Below are 17,384 nucleotides of genomic sequence, written 5' to 3' on the forward strand. Positions count from 1 at the left end.
AAGCCCCTGGGATACTTAAAAGCAAGGGTGCCGTGAAAAAATGAGTTTACAAACTGTTGATATTCTGGCCGTCTCAGGAAGTAGCTATCTCCATCGAGTGACGGCTACATGTAAGCTTCTAACCTTGTTATTCATGATAATTTCTGTACTAATAACGAAGAATATTTATCTGTTAAGTGTCCTAGCTGCATCTCTTCTACTTTTTCTGCATTTTAACCTTAATTTTTCATTACTTAAGCAGCTTACAATCTATATCTATCCCCTTTTCTTCAGCCTTATCTATGGCTTCTTTTTTCTTAGTTTTACTGGTGAAGCCCTTTTGGTTGTTGTGTTACGAGCTCTTACTGCGGTCATACTTTTGCTAACTTTGATCGTAACAACACCTTATGTAAAAATTTTTTCAACCCTTAACAGAGTAGCTCCTTCGGTACTACTCGATATCTTCTTCCTCACCTATCGAGCTTTCTTTCTTTTGCTATCGAAAGTTTTAGAAATCCTTGCTCTTTTACGGTTGCGAGGGGCTATGGAAGGATTATCCTTACGGCGCCGACTGACCAATATGGGTTCCTTTTTCGGTTTAGCCTTTGTAAAAGCCATCGATTTAAACGAAAAAAACTATTGGATGATGACAGTTCGAGGCTATGAAGGTGCAATGTACAGCAAAGGCGAAAGATCTTTTCAAGGAAGAGATCTTCTTATCTATATCACGTCTGTTCTTTACTTTGCTTTGGCGGTGTTGTTATGAGATCACTCGTAGAAATTGAGTCATTGGTTCATCGATATCCTGATAAGACAACCATCGAATTTGGTGGGATTGATTTTCACATTGCGCCGGGTGAAATAGTAGCCTTGCTCGGTAGCAACGGTTCTGGAAAAAGTACGCTCCTCAATCATATGATCGGTCAGCTTGTACCTCATTCGGGAAAGATTAAAGTTTTTGGCGCCAACCCTCGTAAAGAAATCAAGAAAATCCGTCATTCGCTCGGTATGGTGTTACAATCACCAGAAGAGCAGCTCATTGGGCCTACTGTTTGGGATGACATTGCTTTTGCTCTTTATAACGCTACGTGGCCAGAAGAAGAAATTATTTCTCAAGTCGACACAATCATGAAAGAGCTATCGATTGTTCACCTTGCTGAAAAACTTCCACACTACCTCAGCGGTGGAGAACAGCAAAAAGTAGCTTTAGCCGGTGCGATCGTTATGAATCCTAAATTGCTGATTCTTGATGAGCCCTTTTCACGCCTTGATCTCAAAAGCAAAGAAGCTCTCGTACAGTTACTGCGCAAAATCAATGAAAAATACGGCACAGCCATTTTACTTACTTCCCATGATCTTTCCATGCTGCCAGAACTGGTTCATAAAGTCTACATTTTGAAGAAGGGTTCTTTTATTGGTGCTGGAAAGCCTGAAGAAGTCCTTCTTGATGTGCCTCTATTGACCCAGGCAGATCTAGAGCCACCACCGTTGCTCGAATTGGTGAAACGATTGCGCCAGCAAGGCATCAACCTCCCCTATACCTCCAATGTCAAAGAGGTGACGGATGCACTTTTGCCTTATCTATCCTTTCCTCCACGAGCTATATCTCGCTAAAATAAAAGAAAGCGCAGTAAACCGACCGATTGGTTTATTGCGCTTTCTTTTCTTGAAAAGTCATTCGAATTGTCGTTCCCATACCGATTCCTTCACTTTCTGCCTCAATTGTTCCCTTCATTTGTTCGATCAAGGCTTTGCTAATAGGCAAGCCAAGGCCTGTTCCTCCATATTTTCTACTAACAGAACCATCAAGCTGAATAAATTTTTCAAATATCAGATGCAGTTTTGATGAATCTATACCAATTCCTGTATCTTTAATAAGACATTCTACTTTACCCTTTTGTTTTTGATAAGTGATTGTAATAGAGCCTTTTTCGGTAAATTTAAGAGCGTTATCTATGATTCTGTGTAAAACTTCTTGTAATTTCATAAAGTCAGCCATAATTATGAGGTCAGATGGTGGAAGCTGGACTTGAAACTCAATACCTTTATTTTTAATTTTGGATCGATAAGCTTCTTCAACTTCTGAAAAAAGATCATTCAAGGCAACAGGTACAATCTCTTCAATAACAGATGCTTCTGTTTCAATCATAGATAATTCAAAGACATCGTTCAATATCCGTAAAAGCTGTAAACCACTTTTGAAAATGGTGTCGGTAAAGATAATTCTTTCATTTTTCGTCAATTCTTCTGCTTGTTGTAATAAATCAGCGTACCCGATAATCGCATTCAGAGGTGTCCTTAATTCATGAGATACATTAGCAAGAAATTCTGATTTTAGTTGGTTGGCCAAAGTAAGTTGTTCATTAATTTTTTCTAAAGTACGGCTGTAGGATAAGATTTTTTCATTTTTTCTTTTGATCTCTTCTTCTTGCTTTTTCCTTTCTGATATATCTCGAATAATACTAAGCAAAAGAGGCTGTTGATCGACCATAGTACTAATAGAACTTACTTCTACCGGAAAAAACATTCCGTCTTTTCTTTGATGAAGCGTCTCAAAGATAATGCCATTTGTGCTATCTGCTTGCTTCATTTGACGTTCTACTACATGAAGTGATGAAGGGGCTCTAAGATCGCGAATGTTTAAGCTTAATAAGGCTTCTCGTTCATAACCATAAGCGATTTCTGCCGCTCGATTGGCTTCTACAATATGCCCTTCTGTAGAAACAAATAAGATGATATCTCTAGCATTTTCAAAGAGTAATTGATATTTTTTCAGCACCCTCGCTGATTTTTTCTGCTCCGTTATATCTTCAAAGATCAAGATATAATATTGTGGTACTTCATCAATGTCTTTAACCATAGATGCCGTTACGTTGGTCCAGACAACCTCCCCCTTTTTGGTTTTTAATTGTCTTTCTACAACATAACGATCTAAGGTACCATCTACGAGGCGAGATAATCGATTCGCTACATCTTTCCAATCTTCTTGAAAGTTAATCTCTTCAATATGCATGTTTATCAGTTCTTTTGGATCATAGCCCAGAATATAAGCAAAACGTTGATTCACTAGAATGATGCGCCCGTCAATGGTAGCATGGGCTATGCCTACAGCAGCTTGTTCAAAAGATGCTAAAAAATGTTGCTCATGTTCCTTGATCTTTTTTTCAATTGAATGGATAGAATGCAAATTTTCACCTCCTCGTTTTAAGGTAGTATACCTTATCTTTTTGTTATTTCGATATTTTTCGATTAATTCCTTTTGTATTTTTATGCCTTTTTTGATTCATGCTTTTCTTTTCCAAATCGCCATTTCTCCTATCGGTAGATAAAGATAAACTTGCGCTCCTTCTTGGTAGATTTCTTCAACCAATGGATCTATTCCTTTAGAAGTTTGTACTTGTAAGTCATAATTATTGGAAGACACTTTACCTGAAGGAGAATGGTCTCTCACCAGACCTGCAAAAGGATAAGAATCGTTACAGCAGTTTTGAATCTTTAAAAATAGAGTTTGACCATCAGGACCTAAGATATTTTGAAGAACTGTCGCTCCAAAAGCATTGTCCCACTCTTTTTCTTGATACTCTCTTTTTGTAAGCAAGCGCACTTTGGAAGGGCGAATGCCAATGGAAACATGATTGCTTGTAAAGTCTGGCTTGGGAATTTTCAAGTTACAATGATAAGCAGGGATGTAGGCAATGGCATGGTCATCCTTTCGCTCTAAAATTTGTCCATCGAAAATGTTCTTTGTCCCTACAAAGCGAGCTACAGTACGATTTATCGGGCCATGAACGATTTGATCACGACTTCCAAATTGTAAGATTCGACCATTCTCCATGACTGCGATATGACTACAAAGGCGATAGACTTCTTCTAAACTATGTGACACCAGTATCATGGTTCCGGAAAAAGCGTTTTTTACTTCGAGCACTTCTTGTTCTAGCTTGTTTTTCACTTGACTATCGAGGGCGGAGAAAGGCTCATCTAGTAACAACAAGGCTGGATCGGTCACTAAGGTGCGAGCTAAGGCCACGCGCTGTTGTTGTCCCCCAGACAACTGAGAAGGGTAGCGTTTTTCTAAGCCTTGTAGGCGCATTCGCTCTAACATATACTGGGCTTTTTTCTTCTGTTCTTGAGCCGGTAAATGCTTGAGGCCAAAAGTTATGTTTTTTTCTACTGTAAGATGAGGAAAAAGAGCATAGTTTTGAAATAGAAAGCCTACTTTTCTCTTCCGAGCAGCGATAGAAATCTTCTTATTGCTATCGAAGTAAACTTGATCATCCATTGTAATAGAACCTTCATCGGGTTCAACAAGACCGGCTAGACAACGCAAGGTAATACTTTTTCCACAACCGGATGGTCCAAAAAGACCGAGTACAGCGCCCTGGGGTATTTGAAATTGCAGTTGCAATGAAAAAGAAGGCAGCCTTTTCTTTAGATGGGCCTGTATCATGAAGAATCCCTCCAGTCTTTTCGATGTAATAGGTTGATGACAATCAGAACCATAAATGCTGTTGCAGTCATAATCAAGACAAGCAAGTTGGCTTTTTCTTGTTCTCCTGCTAGCATAGAGTTATAGATAGCGATGGGCATGGTCATGGTGACACCAGGAATGCTACCGGCTACCATCAAAGTAGTTCCAAAGTCACCAAGAGCTCTAGCAAACATGAGGACAAGTCCAGCCACGATGCCGCGCCAGGCATTGGGGATAATCACATAGAAAAAAATTTCAAATTCATTGCGACCAAGTACGCGAGCTGCATCGAGTAAATCCTTCGATACACCTTCTATAGCCGCTCGCGATGTTTTTATGAAAAATGGAATGGAAACAAGGGTCGCTGCAATAATCACACCGCGAATGGTAAAGACCAGGGGCAAGCCTAAGGATTCAAAAAATTGACCGATCACACTGTTGCGACCGACGAGTACGAGTAGATAATAACCCAGCACGGTAGGTGGTAAAATCATCGGTAGCGTGAGCAGGGAGTCGAACACTTCGACCCAGCGCCTTTTTGACTGGCCAAGCCACCAGGCAATCGGTAAGCCTACAACAAAGCCAATGACAGTAGCAATAAAGGCGACTTGAAAAGAAAGAATGAGTGGAAATAAATCGATATGTTCCATTTTCTATCCTCTCCTTTCTCCAGCCCGCTTGCACTATTTTTCTTAGCTTTTATTAATCTTCAGGTAGAACAAAGCCGTACTTGTTCATAATTTGCTGTCCTTTTTCACTTAACAGGTAGTCAACAAAAGCCCGTGCCTTCTCTTCTTGCTTTGTTGACTTGACCACCGTTATGGCCTGGTTGAGGGGGTTGTGCCAGTTATCGTCGATGAGGGTAAAGTTTAGCTGTTCTGAATCATGGATAGAAAGAGCAATAATAGCAGCGTCTACGTTGCCTGTTTGTAACAAGACGAGTGTATCTTGAATGTTTCTACCGTAGACAAGCTTGCCTTGCAGGTCCTCCCAAAGGCCACGATGTTGCAATGCTTCTTGAGCAGCCGTCCCATAAGGCGCATGGGATGGGTCAGCGATAGCTACTTTGTGAATTCGTTGATCCTCTATGAGCTCTTCTAGGCTCTCGATTGTTACCCCCTGCTTTTTCATTGTGGCGATACCAATACGTCCTTGGGCATAAAGTTTTTGGGTATCTTCTATGGTGAGACCTTGTTGTCGTAAACGCTCGACAAAGGCCACATTGGCAGCGGCAAAAACATCATAGTGAGCACCATTTTCTATCTGCATGGCATAGGTACCTGTAGAGCCAAAGGACAACTCTGCGACAATACCTTGTTCTTCTTCAAATTGTTGGGTCAATTCTTGAAAAGCTCTCGTTAGATCAGCAGCTGCTGCAATATGAAGTTTTTCTCTTTGATGTACAGAAGCCATTGTTGTTTCTACTGAACTTGCCTCTTTAGAAGCTCCACAGCCCGTTAGAAGCGTTGCTGCGACAATAAGTAAAGCCAACCAAAGTAGGAGATTCTGATCGTTCCTATTGTTCCACTCTTTTTTTCTAGATCTTTTCATATCCTTTTCCTCTCTTTCCCTATAAATGCTTTGAAAAAACAAAAAGACGGCAACACAAAAGGAAAGTTTCCCTTTGTGTAACCGTCTTTGGTTCGAGCAGTCGCCAGTGACTGCAAATCAATCATCATCTTACATGCAATTATAGTATTTATTCTCTACTTCTACAAGATCTAATTTTTGATTTCCCAATAATACTTTTTGAAGCCAGGGGATAATAGCCTTTGATGATCAAGTTCTTAACACTCTCTGGTGCATAAAGGCTTTTCTTCTATTTGAGCTGAAACGTACTGAAGTAGAGAAGGTCCGAGCTGCTCAAGTGTGCTGTGATTTAATTGATAGTAATTCCATTTCCCTTCTTTTCGCACTGTGATCAAATGAGCTTCTGCTAAAATTTTAAGGTGATGAGATACTGTCGATTGGCGAAGCGAAAAAACATCGGTAATTTCACAGTTGCATAGTTCTCGCTTCTCTAGAGTCCGAAGTATTTTTAAGCGGCTTTCATCGGCTACTGCTCGTAAGATTTGCAACAACTCTTGGTCTTTCATTGTATCAATTTACGCCCTTTCTACAGCCCAGTTCGACTCTCCGTCAGGTTTGAAATATTTGTTTTTCATTTTCAAAGCCACGTTAACGAGAAGAATGAGCACAGGTACTTCAATCAATGGTCCTATCACGGCCGCAAAAGCCATGCCTGAATCGATGCCGAAGACAGCAATGGCTACGGCAATGGCCAATTCAAAGTTGTTGCTCGCTGCTGTAAAAGATAAGCTTGTTGTCTGTCTGTAGTTCACACCAGCACGCATGCTGATGAAGAAAGAGACAAAGAACATGATTACAAAGTAAATTAATAAAGGAATGCCGATTTTGACGACATCTAGAGGCAATTGAACGATATAGCTGCCTTTATAGGAGAACATGACGACAATGGTAAAGAGCAAGGCCATAAGGGCTAGTGGGCTAATGGTAGGGATAAACTTTTTCTCATACCATTCTGATCCTTTGGCTGGTTCTAAGATGTAGCGACTGAAAAAGCCAGCAGCAAAAGGAATGCCTAGGTAGATAAGAACACTTTGCGCTACATCAGCCATGGAAATACTGATCTGCATGCTTTCAAAGCCAAGCCAGCCTGGTAGTAAGGTGATAAAGACGTACGCGTAGGCCGAGTAGAAAAGAATTTGGAAGATGGAGTTAAAGGCAACAAGAGCCGCTGCATATTCTGTATCACCCTTGGCCAGCGCATTCCAGATAATAACCATAGCAATACAACGCGCAATACCGATTAAAATGAGACCTATCATGTACTCAGGGTGGTTGTGTAAAAATATTATGGCTAAGGCAAACATCAAGATGGGACCAATAATCCAGTTTTGAAGCAGTGATAATCCTAAGACTTTGCGATTTTTAAACACGCCACCGATTTTTTTGTAGTTGACTTTGGCTAGAGGTGGATACATCATCACAATCAAACCAATGGCAATTGGAATGGAAATGGTAGTCCCTTCTATGGTGAGGCTATCTAAGAAAGCGGGTAGCCCTGGAAAGATGTTGCCTGCTCCGACACCAATGGCCATGGCTATAAATATCCACAAGGTTAGGTAACGATCCAGCAAAGAAAGGCCTGAAGACGCTTTTTCTGTGCTCATGATAAAACCTCCTTTTGATACATCGATAGATATCGATGCGTTAATGCTAACAAGATACTTCTTATGCGTCAACCTCTCTTGTTGTTACTCTTACAATAAAGAGGTCTTCACAATGGATAGTTTCTTTTTTGGCTGCTACTGTGCTGCTATAGTCTTATTTGTAATTTTTTTAGCAAGAATCTTTATATTTTCTTCTACCTTTTTAATAATAATTCTGAATTCATCATCACTTTTTCCGGATGGATCATCTAAGCCCCAATCTTCTTCATATTGACTCGGGAGAAATGGACAAGTCACATTGCAACCCATTTTAATAACGATATCGACTTTTGGAATTTCTGTTAACAATTTAGGGCGCTGTGATTCTTCCATATCAATGGCATAAATTTCTTTCATCAATCGAAGGGCATCTTGATTGATCTGTGCTTTCATTTCTGTACCGGCAGAATAACTTTCGAATACATGGCCAGCCAAATGCTTGCCCAAGGCTTCTGCGATTTGACTTCGGCAGGAATTATGAACACAGATAAATGCTACTTTAGGCTTTTGACTGCTCATCCTTATACCTCCCAATTTTAATATCGATGATGTCGGTTATATGGGATCGCTACCTCAATATATATCGAAGCTTATCGATGTGAGTATCATATCAAGATTATGGGTTATGCGTCAACCTTTTTTATTCACAAAGTAAAATATATCATAATTTAGTTTTATTTGGTTTTTCTAAATAAGCCACGAGTAAAATATAGTTATTAGATATTTTACTCGTGGCTTAAGCTGCAATATTTTACAATCTAATTGTAGGGAAAGTAAATATTTCCTGCTCGGAGATGCCTTTTTCAAGCTGCTTGTCAGGAGCCTCCTTTTCTTTTAAAATGATCAATTGTCGGTATACTTTTTCTTCTATGAGTGCAAGTCGACTGCTAAGTATGTTCAGATCTTGAGATATGGCAATAATTTCTGCATCTGTAATGCCCATGTTTTCTGCTTCTTTTTCTGCTTTTTTAGCCAAAAGATAGGTCTGATCAGCCATAAGTGAAAGCACACCTGTTTGTTTTCCTACGTTGCGGTATAGTGGTAACAAGTTCCCCATTGAACATGTCACTCCCTTATCTTTTATTCAATTATAGTATATCTCTTTTTACTTAAGAAGATTAGTAAGAAAGGCAAACCTTTACAATGACTTTGCAGTCTCTATGAATTAAGTCTAACTTTCTTAAAAAACATGAGATTGCGAAGACATACACATATGGTTGATTTCAATTATTTCTTGTATTATCGAGTTTCTACCTGATTCTAACCATGTGTAAACAAAAAAAGCTCCAGAGCTATACTTTCACTATGCTTCTGGTGGCTTTTTTCTTCGAAAAACCATTTTACAGTAACTATCTCCCGCACCGATACGTTTTTCGGGGATAAATTCAATGTCTGGAAAAGCAGACATAAGTCCATAGTCACCTTGTACAGCCCAGTTACAAAGTTTGTCTGTCTCTTCGATGGTTGCACCATGCCGTTCTTGCCAGGCCTTAACGAGTGGACAGTGGTGAAATTCTACGATCAGTTGCTTCTCTGTCATTTCGGTCACCGACATCTTGAAGACTTGCCTCGTTACTGGTGTGGCGAATTGAGCTAAAAATTCATTCAAGTCATCGGTTGAAGTAAGCTTTTTTCCTTTGTCGACACCGTATTTGTAAATTGCACTTCTGGCCATCGCTTCAGCATTGTAACCTCGTTCTTTGGCTTCTTCTAGGAGAAGGTAGAACCAGCTAGCTCGATCTTCGAAAGCTTGGCGTAGCGTTTCTAGGGAGATGGTTCCTTCATTTTTTTGAATTGAAGACATCGTAGTCACTCCTTTTTTATATTTTTCTCCATTTTCTAGGGTCCGCACTGTCTCTCTAGTTATTTTTGCGCTACTACATAGAAAACCACAGAAAAAAGAAAAAGTGAGCCAAAAAGTGAAAGGCTTATATATTGCAGAAAAAGCCTATACAACTTCCGCTCCAACAAATCGAGGGCTTCTACTGAGAAAGTTGAATAGGTTGTGAAAGCGCCAAAAAAACCGACAGCAACTGCGAGATAGAGCCCATCCTGATAGATTGTCAAAGGGTAATCGGTATAATAAAGGGAAAGAAAAAGAGCTAGACCGACTGAGCCAATTACGTTGATGATAACCATAGGCAGAGGGATGGCATCTTTTTTTTGAAATTGTAATAGATAGATCCCCAATGCGTATCTTGAGGCAGCGCCTAGGGCGCCTCCTAAGCTGAGCAAAAGTAAATTCATAAGTTTGCTTCTCTTTCAAGTTTTTTGTTCGATTCTACAGATCAAGCTTTTTCCCTATCCTTGTATGTGTACGTTATTCCTGTGAGAATTCCATGCTTTTTTTGTCATTCTTTTTCTCAAGCCCTGTACGGACAATATAAAACCCTGCAAAAGCGCTGCCCAAACCACCGACTACTGTGACGATACCATAGAGTAGGGCTAGAAAGGGCTGATTGATTACAAGCAGGAGATAGGTATCGGCAGCGAAAGTAGACATGGTTGTAAAGCCACCGCAAAAACCAACGCCAGCACTTAAGCGCAGCCATTCTCGTTTCCCATACAAAATAAATAGGGCTGATAATAGACCCAGCAAGAAGCTTCCTATAATATTCTCTATTAGAGTGCCGATGGGATAGCCTGTCGGAAGGGCCAAAAGATTGACAGTGTAACGAAGTAAGGTCCCGAGGGCGCCTCCGATTGCTACAAGCAGTAGGTTTGTTACTATCATTGTGTGCGCCTTTCTTCTTGATAAGAAAAAGAATTCCCTTCGTGGTATAATTGAAAAAAGATTGGGATGGATTGAAAAAAGCGTACCAAGTCCCTACAGCAAAGGAATTGAAAAAAAGATGCATATCCTATCAATGGAAGATATCTCAAAGACCTATGGCGAAAAGGTTTTGTTCGACAGCGTTTCCTTAGGTATTAACGGTGGCGAAAAAATTGGCCTTATTGGCGTCAATGGTACGGGCAAATCTACTTTTCTTAAGATTATGGCTCGTCTTGAACAACCCGATCAAGGAAAGATTACGATTGGCAATGGCCTTACCATTGAATACTTGCCCCAAGATCCTCTTTTTGATGAAAAAGTGACTGTCTTAGAACAAGTCTTCAAAGGCACGAGCCCTATTATGGCCTTGTTACGACAATATGAAAAAACCTTAGAAAAAGCCAATCAACCAACGTACGATGAAAAAGTAAACGAAGAGCTTTTGGGCCTTCAAGCGAAGATGGATGAACTGGGCGCTTGGCAAGTAGAAAGCGATGCCAAAGCCATCTTGAATAAGCTAGGAATCACACAGTACGACGTCCCGATTAAGACCTTATCAGGTGGTCAAAGAAAGCGTGTTGCCTTGGCCAGTGCCTTAATCAGCCCAGCTGATTTATTGATTCTTGATGAACCGACGAACCACATTGACAATGAAACAGTAGCCTGGTTAGAGCAATACCTGAACAAACGCAAAGGCGCTCTTGTGATGATTACGCACGATCGTTATTTTCTCGATCGCGTCGTTAACCGTATTGTAGAAGTTCACAATGGAAAATTGTACGCCTACAAGGGCAATTATAGCACTTTTTTAGAACTGAAAGCAGCGCGAGAAGAGCAAGAAATAGCTTCTGAGAAGAAGCGTCAAAATCTCTACCGTCAAGAATTGGCCTGGATACGCCGTGGCGCCAAAGCGAGAACGACAAAGCAAAAAGCGCGCATCGATCGCTTTCAAATCTTACAAGAGGCAAAGCAAGACATTGTTTCCGAAAAGATCGATATATCTGTAGGCTCAACACGACTCGGCAAAAAAGTGATCGAAATCAAGGATCTATGCAAAGCCTATGGTGATCGCAAGCTCATCGATCACTTTTCATACCTTATCGGGCGAGATGATCGCATTGGTATTATTGGCGCCAATGGCACAGGCAAATCGACGCTCCTCAATATGATTGCTGGGCGAACTTCCCCCGATCAAGGCACCATAGAAGTTGGTGAAACCGTAAAGATCGGCTATTTTTCTCAAGAAAACAGTCATATGAAAGATTCCATGCGAGTGATTGAATATATCAAAGAAGAAGCCGAGTTTTTGCCAACCGCTGATGGCACTTTACTTAGCGCCAGTAAAATGCTCGAACGCTTTTTGTTTTCTTCAACAGCGCAGTGGACGCCCATTGCTAAACTTTCAGGTGGTGAAAAAAGGCGCCTCTATTTGCTTCGTGTGCTAATGAGTGCGCCCAATGTGTTGCTTTTTGATGAGCCTACCAACGATTTAGATATTCAAACACTGACCATCTTAGAAGATTATCTTGACGACTTCCCTGGCGCCGTCATCACGGTATCTCACGACCGCTACTTTCTCGATCGAGTGGCTGAGAAAATCTTCTCTTTTGAAGGTAAAGGTAAAATCAAGTATTTTGTAGGCAACTATTCAGAATATCAGGAAAGACAAAAAGTAGAGGAAAAAAAGGAAACACAAGAACAAAGTCAAAAGGAAAGTACGCATAGTGCCTCTCGCAGTGCCGAACAAAAGTCTGACCATAAGAAGGGATATCAGAAAAAAGAAAAGCCCCTTAAGCTAACGCTAAAAGAGCAAATGGAATATGAGCAAATGGATGAGCGCATCGCGGAAAAAGAAGCAGAAATCGAAAAAGTATCGAGTGAAATAAACGAAGCGGGAAGCAATTATGTACTTCTGCAAGAGCTGACAGCGAAGCAAGAAAGTCTCGAGCAGGAATTGGAAAGCTTAATGGAGCGATGGATGTATCTTGCTGAGATTGCAGAAGCCATGAAAAAAGGGAGATAAGTAGAAGTCAAGGTAGGCTTTATTCACAACAGCTATGAAAAAGTTCTTGTTTTAAATGTTGCCGAGTGGGATTTTGCCTGCTGAACCTGCAAAGACAAAAAGTATCACCTATATGCTATCACTGTAACGATGATGCCTGTGACCACAGGCATTTTTTTTTTCATAAACGATAGATTTTGTGCTCTTTTAATACCAACAATTACATGTGATTTATTTAAAAAAAATCACAACTTTTTAACATAATTATGATAACATTTTAAGGTATCCACTATGTGTTTCATTATTTATTATTTTTATTGCAAAGGAGTTTTGTGAATGTTGCAACGATTGCTTTCTGATCCAAGGCTTGTACCACTTTGGACAGTGCTTCGTTTCTGGCTTGGATATCAATGGTTGACAAGTGGTTGGGGTAAATTATTTAATCCTGCTTGGACAGGTGAAAATGCACCTGTCGCTATTATGGGCTTTTTTAATGGTGTATTAGAAAAAGCTCAAACAGGTGCTAAGCCTGAAGTCAAGGGTTGGTATGCTGATTTTGTCCAAGGATTTGCAATGCCGAATGCAGAACTTTTCTCTTATCTCATTCCGATCGCTGAAGTATTAGCGGGTCTAGGATTAATTGTAGGTGGTCTAACCACCATTGCATTGCTTGGTGGTTTTACAATGAATCTTAACTTCCTCTGGGCGGGCACATCTTCATCCAATCCAGAGATGTTAATTGTTACATTAATCTTGTTGTTTGCTGGTGCTCACGCTTATCGATATGGTATCGACCATTATCTCTTCCAGTGGATTCATAAATTACGTGGTACAGCTACATCTTCAACAACGTCCTCTTCTACCAAGGCTTAAGGTAAAGTCCTCTTAGACAAGCAAAACTTGTCTAAGAGGACTTTTTATGTTTTTTCCGTTCATTTTTGCCCTGCCCTTTGTAAAAAATAGATGATAGAAAGCATAAGTCATAAAGAAGAAGTTCTATGCTTTTTTGTGGGCCCTAGGGATTTTTTAGACATCAAGCCGAACGAGGTGACTTATGTTAAACGCTTGTGTAGCCCATCGGGGTTGGTCCGGATTGGCTCCCGAAAATACATTGGCTGCCATCAAATTGGCTGTAGAAGATGGGCTGATCGAGATGATTGAGATCGACGTTCAACTGTCAAAAGACGGCATCCCTGTTGTTATTCATGATTTTACTTTAGATAGAACAACGAATGGAACAGGACACGTAAAAGATACAATGCTATGCGAACTGGTCACATACGATGCAGGAAGCTGGTTTGCACCTGCATTTGCCGGTGAGAAGATTCCTACATTGGAAGAAGTATTGTGCTTGGTAAAAGGGAGAAAGAAACTAAATATTGAGCTAAAGCAAGTGGGCGAGCTCTATCCCTTTATGGAAATGAAGGTCTTACAATTGATTCAAGAATTTGATCTTCAAGACGAGGTGGTAGTAACCTCTTTTGATCAACAGTGTCTTCAAAAAGTAAAAGCCACCGCGCCTGAGATAGCGGTGGGTCTTATCGTTGGGAGACCGCCTGTAACGATTGAACAATTACAGGCATTGGGTGCCAAATTCCTCGCAATTGACTATTCTTATATCACAAAGTCAATGGTTCAAGAGTTTTTTGATCAAGGCATAGATATCATGGCATGGACTATCAATGATAAAGAGTCTATGAAAAAAATTATGAATTTACATCCATTTATCCGAATTTGCACGAATCATCCCGAGGTATGGAAGTGTGCGATCAAAGAGGGTGGCATGGAAGGTGGCATGGGGACGTTTCGTTTGGCATCTCAAACTCAGAAATAGAGCCCATGGCACTAACGTGGGATCGTCTAAGCCCCAATCTTCTTCATATTGACTGGGAAGATTGGGGCAAATTACATTGCAACCCATTTTAATTACGATATCGAATTTGGGGATTTCTGTTAACAGTTTAGGATGCTGCGTTTCTTCCATATCGAATTGCATACTATGAGGCTCAGCAAGGGATATTGACTTTTGTTAATTCTTATCCTAAGATTGAATTAATCAATACGAGGTTAGAAGATCACGGTGATGCTATAGGCTCGAAGGCGAGTAAAGTTCTTTGATAAGGACTTTTCTCGCCTATTTTTTTAAGAGGTATGGTGATAAGAGTAGGCTCTTTCTTTCCATGTTACTGCAAAAATATGAGAGGTGAGTTGTTTTGTTAGATTTTGATGGGAATTATGGACAATTAAATCTGCTGGCATTATTGCCTTGTCCAGTTAAGGTGCCCTTTGAACGGATTTTTAACGAACCTGCAACGAGCTGGAGCGATCGGGTAGGAATGCCCTTGCGATATGAACTAGTTAGTAATGCCAATCAGTATCAGGAGTTATACACTTACTTAGATAGCTGTCACAGGAAGGAAGATTTTCCTGATATGCTACTATCGTCTGGTTTTAATAGATTTTATCGTCGCTCTTTTATTGAGAAGTTTAAGTATGCTGGAATATGGTCAGCCATAGAGCGTCCTAAAGTAAATCGGAGCATGGAAGCAGCAGTTGTGTTTGATCCTGATCAGCAGTACACGTTACTGGCAATCAACCCAGCCGTACTGGTGGTAGACTTGCAGCGCTGGGGAGACAATGCTTTGCCTCGCAACTTTGGAGACGTCCTGGCTCCCCGTTGCCGTGGTCGGGTAGTGTTTCGAGGTCACAAAGACGACTATTGTGAAGGCGTGCTATTGCGAATATACAAAGAGTATGGCATAAATGGCATTAAGCTTCTGGCCCAAGCCACACCCAAGGGCATGCATCCAGCAGAAATGGCTAAGATTATGGGCAATGGTCAAGCAGAGGGACCTGTTGTAGCAATTATGCCCCTGTTCTTTGCCAAAATGATTCCTAAGCAGGACCGGGTGGCGATTATTTGGCCCGACGATGGAGCCTTGGCCAACCCTGTTACGATATTGATTAAAAAGGAAGCTCAGATTGATCATCAAGAGATAGTGGATTTTTTTGCAGGGCAAGAATTGTCTCAGCTCTTGGCATCTGTGCAAATGATACCTGGTTTTGCTCAGAGTCAAGCTACTGGAGAAGATAGGAAACTTTATTGGATCGGCTGGGATTTTATAAATTCCCATGATTTAGGGCAGGTAGTACCCTGGTTAACCGATGCTTTTATCAAAACCCAGCGGGAGCAGTTCCTATGCAGTTGATCACAGTGGCTGGCCCTCCCTCTTCCGGCAAGACGGCAGTAATAATCAATGTGATTGCTGCTCTACATAGAAAAGGTCGTAAGGTTGGCGTAATTAAGATGGACTGTCTGCAAGCCCAAGATCAGGAAGAATATAAAAAGCGAAGTATTCCAGTTCAAGTAGGCCTATCAGGCAATCTCTGTCCTGATCATTTTTTCGTCAGCAATATTCAGGCCTGTGTCGATTGGGGTATAGAGCAAAAGCTAGACATGCTGATTAGTGAAAGTGCGGGACTCTGTAATCGGTGCTCTCCCCACATCAAGGGCATCACGGCTCTATGCGTAATTGACAATTTAATGGGAGTAAATACGCCCAAAAAAATTGGACCCATGCTTAAGCTGGCCGATTATGTGATTGTCACCAAAGGTGATGTAGTATCCCAAGCAGAGAGAGAAATATTTGCCTTTCGTATCCGTCAAGCGAATCCCAAAGCAATCATTATGTTTGTCAATGGGATAACAGGACAAGGTGCTCCTGAGCTAGCAAGTTTATTGCAAAAAGCTGAGCCCATCTCAAGCTTGGATCAACGTCGGCTGCGTTTTTCCATGCCGGCAGCATTATGCTCCTACTGCTTGGGAGAAACTCGAATCGGTAAGGATTATCAAATGGGCAATAATCGGCTGATGAAGTTTGAGTAGAGGAAAGGATTATTGATATGGACAGCCAACATAAGCAATGGTTAAATATGCCCTATAACCAGCTGCGACAGCAATATCCTTACGCTGATCAGTTTTTTCAAACAATGGGCCTTTCCATACTGGAAGGTAGCCACTGTGTAGAGGACTATGTAAGTAAACTAGCACCCCAGGTGTTAGAGGACATTGGCATAGAGCGAAGCCAGTTGGGTCATGCTTTTATATCTTTTCTTGAGAATATGAATCAATTACAACAAGAGGATAAGCAAATTATTGAAAGTGTTACCATTTTGGGTGGTACAGATAAAGAAGGACGCAAAGAGAATTTACATTTAACCTTACGTCCTGGAGACATTGTTGCCATCGTTGGACCTACTGGTTCGGGAAAAAGCAGGCTATTGGCAGATATTGAGTGGATGGCCCAGGGTGATACGCCAACGGGCCGTCAAGTCTTGATTAACGGAAAAGCACCTGAACCAGAAAAGCGTTTTGCTGTGGAGAGCAAATTGGTTGCTCAACTATCGCAAAACATGAATTTTGTGATGGATCTATCAGTAGCAGAATTCATTTCTTTACATGCAGAAAGCAGGCTTAACAGACGAGATGATATCATAGAAAAAGTGTTAGAACAGGCGAACAAATTGGCAGGGGAACCTTTTACTGCAGATACCCCGCTCACTTCTTTGAGCGGGGGACAGTCTAGAGCCCTCATGATAGCAGATACAGCTTTGTTAAGTCGTTCCCCCATTGTTTTAATTGATGAAATTGAAAATGCAGGCGTTGATCGACAAGAGGCATTGCAGGTTTTAGTAGGTCAAGACAAAATAGTACTCATGGCGACCCACGATCCGATACTAGCTTTAATGGCCCAGCGGCGGCTGATCATTGAAAAGGGTTCTGTTAAACAGGTGATAGAAACAACTGATGAAGAGCAAAAAACTCTCCAAGAGCTGCTTCATTGGGATCAAAAACTGATGGCCTATCGCAACCATCTGCGCAAGGGCAAGAAATTGCTTGCATTCCATGATTAATTTAATGGGCTA

19 protein-coding genes and 1 pseudogene are annotated in these 17,384 nt (G+C 41.0%); 8 read left to right on the plus strand and 12 right to left on the minus strand.

Going from position 1 to position 17,384, the window contains the following annotated elements; genetic code table 11:
- Positions 1-40: 40 nt before the first annotated feature.
- Both FTV88_RS02695 and FTV88_RS02700 read left to right on the plus strand, forming a co-directional pair.
- On the plus strand, positions 41-745 hold the full coding sequence (locus FTV88_RS02695) for a CbiQ family ECF transporter T component (protein ID WP_153724287.1): 705 nt from the start codon (positions 41-43) through the stop codon (positions 743-745).
- Positions 742-1,593 (plus strand): energy-coupling factor ABC transporter ATP-binding protein, encoded by an 852-nt coding sequence (locus FTV88_RS02700; RefSeq protein ID WP_153724288.1) that lies wholly within the window; start codon positions 742-744, stop codon positions 1,591-1,593. Before FTV88_RS02695 ends, FTV88_RS02700 begins: the two co-directional genes overlap by 4 nt.
- Positions 1,594-1,627: 34 nt before the next feature.
- Here FTV88_RS02700 and FTV88_RS02705 read toward each other — a convergent pair whose 3' ends face one another.
- The 11 genes from FTV88_RS02705 to FTV88_RS02755 all read right to left on the minus strand — a co-directional run bounded on the left by FTV88_RS02705 (position 1,628) and on the right by FTV88_RS02755 (position 10,417).
- Positions 1,628-3,166 (minus strand): sensor histidine kinase, encoded by a 1,539-nt coding sequence (locus FTV88_RS02705; protein WP_153724289.1) that lies wholly within the window; start codon positions 3,164-3,166, stop codon positions 1,628-1,630.
- Positions 3,167-3,262: 96 nt separating this feature from the next.
- Complete coding sequence (locus tag FTV88_RS02710; RefSeq protein WP_153724290.1) at positions 3,263-4,429, minus strand: sulfate/molybdate ABC transporter ATP-binding protein; 1,167 nt, start codon at positions 4,427-4,429, stop codon at positions 3,263-3,265.
- Entirely contained in the window at positions 4,426-5,100 is a 675-nt protein-coding gene (gene modB, locus FTV88_RS02715) for a molybdate ABC transporter permease subunit (RefSeq protein WP_153724291.1), read from the minus strand. Before modB ends, FTV88_RS02710 begins: the two co-directional genes overlap by 4 nt.
- A gap of 52 nt (positions 5,101-5,152) precedes the next feature.
- Entirely contained in the window at positions 5,153-6,001 is an 849-nt protein-coding gene (gene modA, locus FTV88_RS02720; protein ID WP_153724292.1) for a molybdate ABC transporter substrate-binding protein, read from the minus strand.
- Between the two features lie 236 nt (positions 6,002-6,237).
- Positions 6,238-6,546, minus strand: coding sequence for an ArsR/SmtB family transcription factor (locus FTV88_RS02725; protein ID WP_153724293.1), 309 nt, complete (start codon positions 6,544-6,546; stop codon positions 6,238-6,240).
- A gap of 9 nt (positions 6,547-6,555) precedes the next feature.
- The gene (arsB, locus tag FTV88_RS02730; RefSeq protein ID WP_153724294.1) at positions 6,556-7,644 is read right to left on the minus strand and encodes an ACR3 family arsenite efflux transporter; all 1,089 of its coding nucleotides are present in this window, start codon (positions 7,642-7,644) and stop codon (positions 6,556-6,558) included.
- A 135-nt stretch (positions 7,645-7,779) separates the two neighbouring features.
- A complete protein-coding gene (locus tag FTV88_RS02735; protein ID WP_153724295.1) occupies positions 7,780-8,202 on the minus strand; it encodes an arsenate reductase ArsC in 423 nt (140 codons plus the stop codon).
- A gap of 232 nt (positions 8,203-8,434) precedes the next feature.
- A complete protein-coding gene (locus FTV88_RS02740) occupies positions 8,435-8,740 on the minus strand; it encodes a hypothetical protein (protein ID WP_162007869.1) in 306 nt (101 codons plus the stop codon).
- A gap of 246 nt (positions 8,741-8,986) precedes the next feature.
- The gene (locus FTV88_RS02745; protein ID WP_153724297.1) at positions 8,987-9,487 is read right to left on the minus strand and encodes an L-2-amino-thiazoline-4-carboxylic acid hydrolase; all 501 of its coding nucleotides are present in this window, start codon (positions 9,485-9,487) and stop codon (positions 8,987-8,989) included.
- A 59-nt stretch (positions 9,488-9,546) separates the two neighbouring features.
- Positions 9,547-9,930: a fluoride efflux transporter FluC gene (locus FTV88_RS02750; RefSeq protein WP_153724298.1), complete on the minus strand. Its 384-nt coding sequence runs from the start codon at positions 9,928-9,930 to the stop codon at positions 9,547-9,549.
- Positions 9,931-10,003: 73 nt separating this feature from the next.
- A complete protein-coding gene (locus FTV88_RS02755) occupies positions 10,004-10,417 on the minus strand; it encodes a fluoride efflux transporter FluC (RefSeq protein ID WP_153724299.1) in 414 nt (137 codons plus the stop codon).
- A gap of 118 nt (positions 10,418-10,535) precedes the next feature.
- On the opposite strand from FTV88_RS02755, the gene FTV88_RS02760 reads away from it, so the two are divergent.
- From FTV88_RS02760 to FTV88_RS02770, 3 genes are all read left to right on the plus strand, one after another.
- Complete coding sequence (locus tag FTV88_RS02760; protein ID WP_153726478.1) at positions 10,536-12,479, plus strand: ABC-F family ATP-binding cassette domain-containing protein; 1,944 nt, start codon at positions 10,536-10,538, stop codon at positions 12,477-12,479.
- A 315-nt stretch (positions 12,480-12,794) separates the two neighbouring features.
- Positions 12,795-13,331: a DoxX family protein gene (locus FTV88_RS02765; protein ID WP_153724300.1), complete on the plus strand. Its 537-nt coding sequence runs from the start codon at positions 12,795-12,797 to the stop codon at positions 13,329-13,331.
- 181 nt (positions 13,332-13,512) lie between these two features.
- Positions 13,513-14,292: a glycerophosphodiester phosphodiesterase gene (locus tag FTV88_RS02770; protein WP_153724301.1), complete on the plus strand. Its 780-nt coding sequence runs from the start codon at positions 13,513-13,515 to the stop codon at positions 14,290-14,292.
- On the opposite strand, the pseudogene FTV88_RS15760 reads toward FTV88_RS02770, so the two are convergent.
- A pseudogene (locus FTV88_RS15760) lies at positions 14,173-14,445 on the minus strand (low molecular weight phosphatase family protein); the annotation flags it as partial. The gene FTV88_RS02770 and the pseudogene FTV88_RS15760 sit on opposite strands and share 120 nt — an antisense overlap.
- A 226-nt stretch (positions 14,446-14,671) precedes the next feature.
- Here FTV88_RS15760 and FTV88_RS02775 point away from each other — a divergent pair.
- Genes FTV88_RS02775 through FTV88_RS02785 form a run of 3 tightly spaced genes read left to right on the plus strand, consistent with a single transcriptional unit; the run spans position 14,672 to position 17,372 of the window.
- Positions 14,672-15,667 (plus strand): ABC transporter substrate-binding protein, encoded by a 996-nt coding sequence (locus FTV88_RS02775; protein ID WP_153724302.1) that lies wholly within the window; start codon positions 14,672-14,674, stop codon positions 15,665-15,667.
- Positions 15,658-16,344, plus strand: coding sequence for a GTP-binding protein (locus FTV88_RS02780; protein WP_153724303.1), 687 nt, complete (start codon positions 15,658-15,660; stop codon positions 16,342-16,344). Before FTV88_RS02775 ends, FTV88_RS02780 begins: the two co-directional genes overlap by 10 nt.
- Positions 16,345-16,361: 17 nt before the next feature.
- Complete coding sequence (locus FTV88_RS02785; RefSeq protein WP_153724304.1) at positions 16,362-17,372, plus strand: ATP-binding cassette domain-containing protein; 1,011 nt, start codon at positions 16,362-16,364, stop codon at positions 17,370-17,372.
- The last annotated feature ends 12 nt before the right edge of the window (positions 17,373-17,384 follow it).

The sequence above is a fragment of the Heliorestis convoluta genome (assembly GCF_009649955.1).
GTDB lineage: Bacteria > Bacillota > Desulfitobacteriia > Heliobacteriales > Heliobacteriaceae > Heliorestis > Heliorestis convoluta.

Coding starts and splice junctions, on each gene's coding strand:
- FTV88_RS02740 (WP_162007869.1), bottom strand. CDS start 8,740: ATGGGGAACTTGTTACCACTATACCGCAACGTAGGAAAACAAACAGGT.
- FTV88_RS02695 (WP_153724287.1), top strand. CDS start 41: ATGAGTTTACAAACTGTTGATATTCTGGCCGTCTCAGGAAGTAGCTAT.
- modB (WP_153724291.1), bottom strand. CDS start 5,100: ATGGAACATATCGATTTATTTCCACTCATTCTTTCTTTTCAAGTCGCC.
- FTV88_RS02735 (WP_153724295.1), bottom strand. CDS start 8,202: ATGAGCAGTCAAAAGCCTAAAGTAGCATTTATCTGTGTTCATAATTCC.
- FTV88_RS02750 (WP_153724298.1), bottom strand. CDS start 9,930: ATGAATTTACTTTTGCTCAGCTTAGGAGGCGCCCTAGGCGCTGCCTCA.
- FTV88_RS02710 (WP_153724290.1), bottom strand. CDS start 4,429: ATGATACAGGCCCATCTAAAGAAAAGGCTGCCTTCTTTTTCATTGCAA.
- FTV88_RS02760 (WP_153726478.1), top strand. CDS start 10,536: ATGCATATCCTATCAATGGAAGATATCTCAAAGACCTATGGCGAAAAG.
- FTV88_RS02765 (WP_153724300.1), top strand. CDS start 12,795: ATGTTGCAACGATTGCTTTCTGATCCAAGGCTTGTACCACTTTGGACA.
- FTV88_RS02725 (WP_153724293.1), bottom strand. CDS start 6,546: ATGAAAGACCAAGAGTTGTTGCAAATCTTACGAGCAGTAGCCGATGAA.
- FTV88_RS02700 (WP_153724288.1), top strand. CDS start 742: ATGAGATCACTCGTAGAAATTGAGTCATTGGTTCATCGATATCCTGAT.
- FTV88_RS02755 (WP_153724299.1), bottom strand. CDS start 10,417: ATGATAGTAACAAACCTACTGCTTGTAGCAATCGGAGGCGCCCTCGGG.
- FTV88_RS02770 (WP_153724301.1), top strand. CDS start 13,513: ATGTTAAACGCTTGTGTAGCCCATCGGGGTTGGTCCGGATTGGCTCCC.
- arsB (WP_153724294.1), bottom strand. CDS start 7,644: ATGAGCACAGAAAAAGCGTCTTCAGGCCTTTCTTTGCTGGATCGTTAC.
- modA (WP_153724292.1), bottom strand. CDS start 6,001: ATGAAAAGATCTAGAAAAAAAGAGTGGAACAATAGGAACGATCAGAAT.
- FTV88_RS02785 (WP_153724304.1), top strand. CDS start 16,362: ATGGACAGCCAACATAAGCAATGGTTAAATATGCCCTATAACCAGCTG.
- FTV88_RS02745 (WP_153724297.1), bottom strand. CDS start 9,487: ATGTCTTCAATTCAAAAAAATGAAGGAACCATCTCCCTAGAAACGCTA.
- FTV88_RS02780 (WP_153724303.1), top strand. CDS start 15,658: ATGCAGTTGATCACAGTGGCTGGCCCTCCCTCTTCCGGCAAGACGGCA.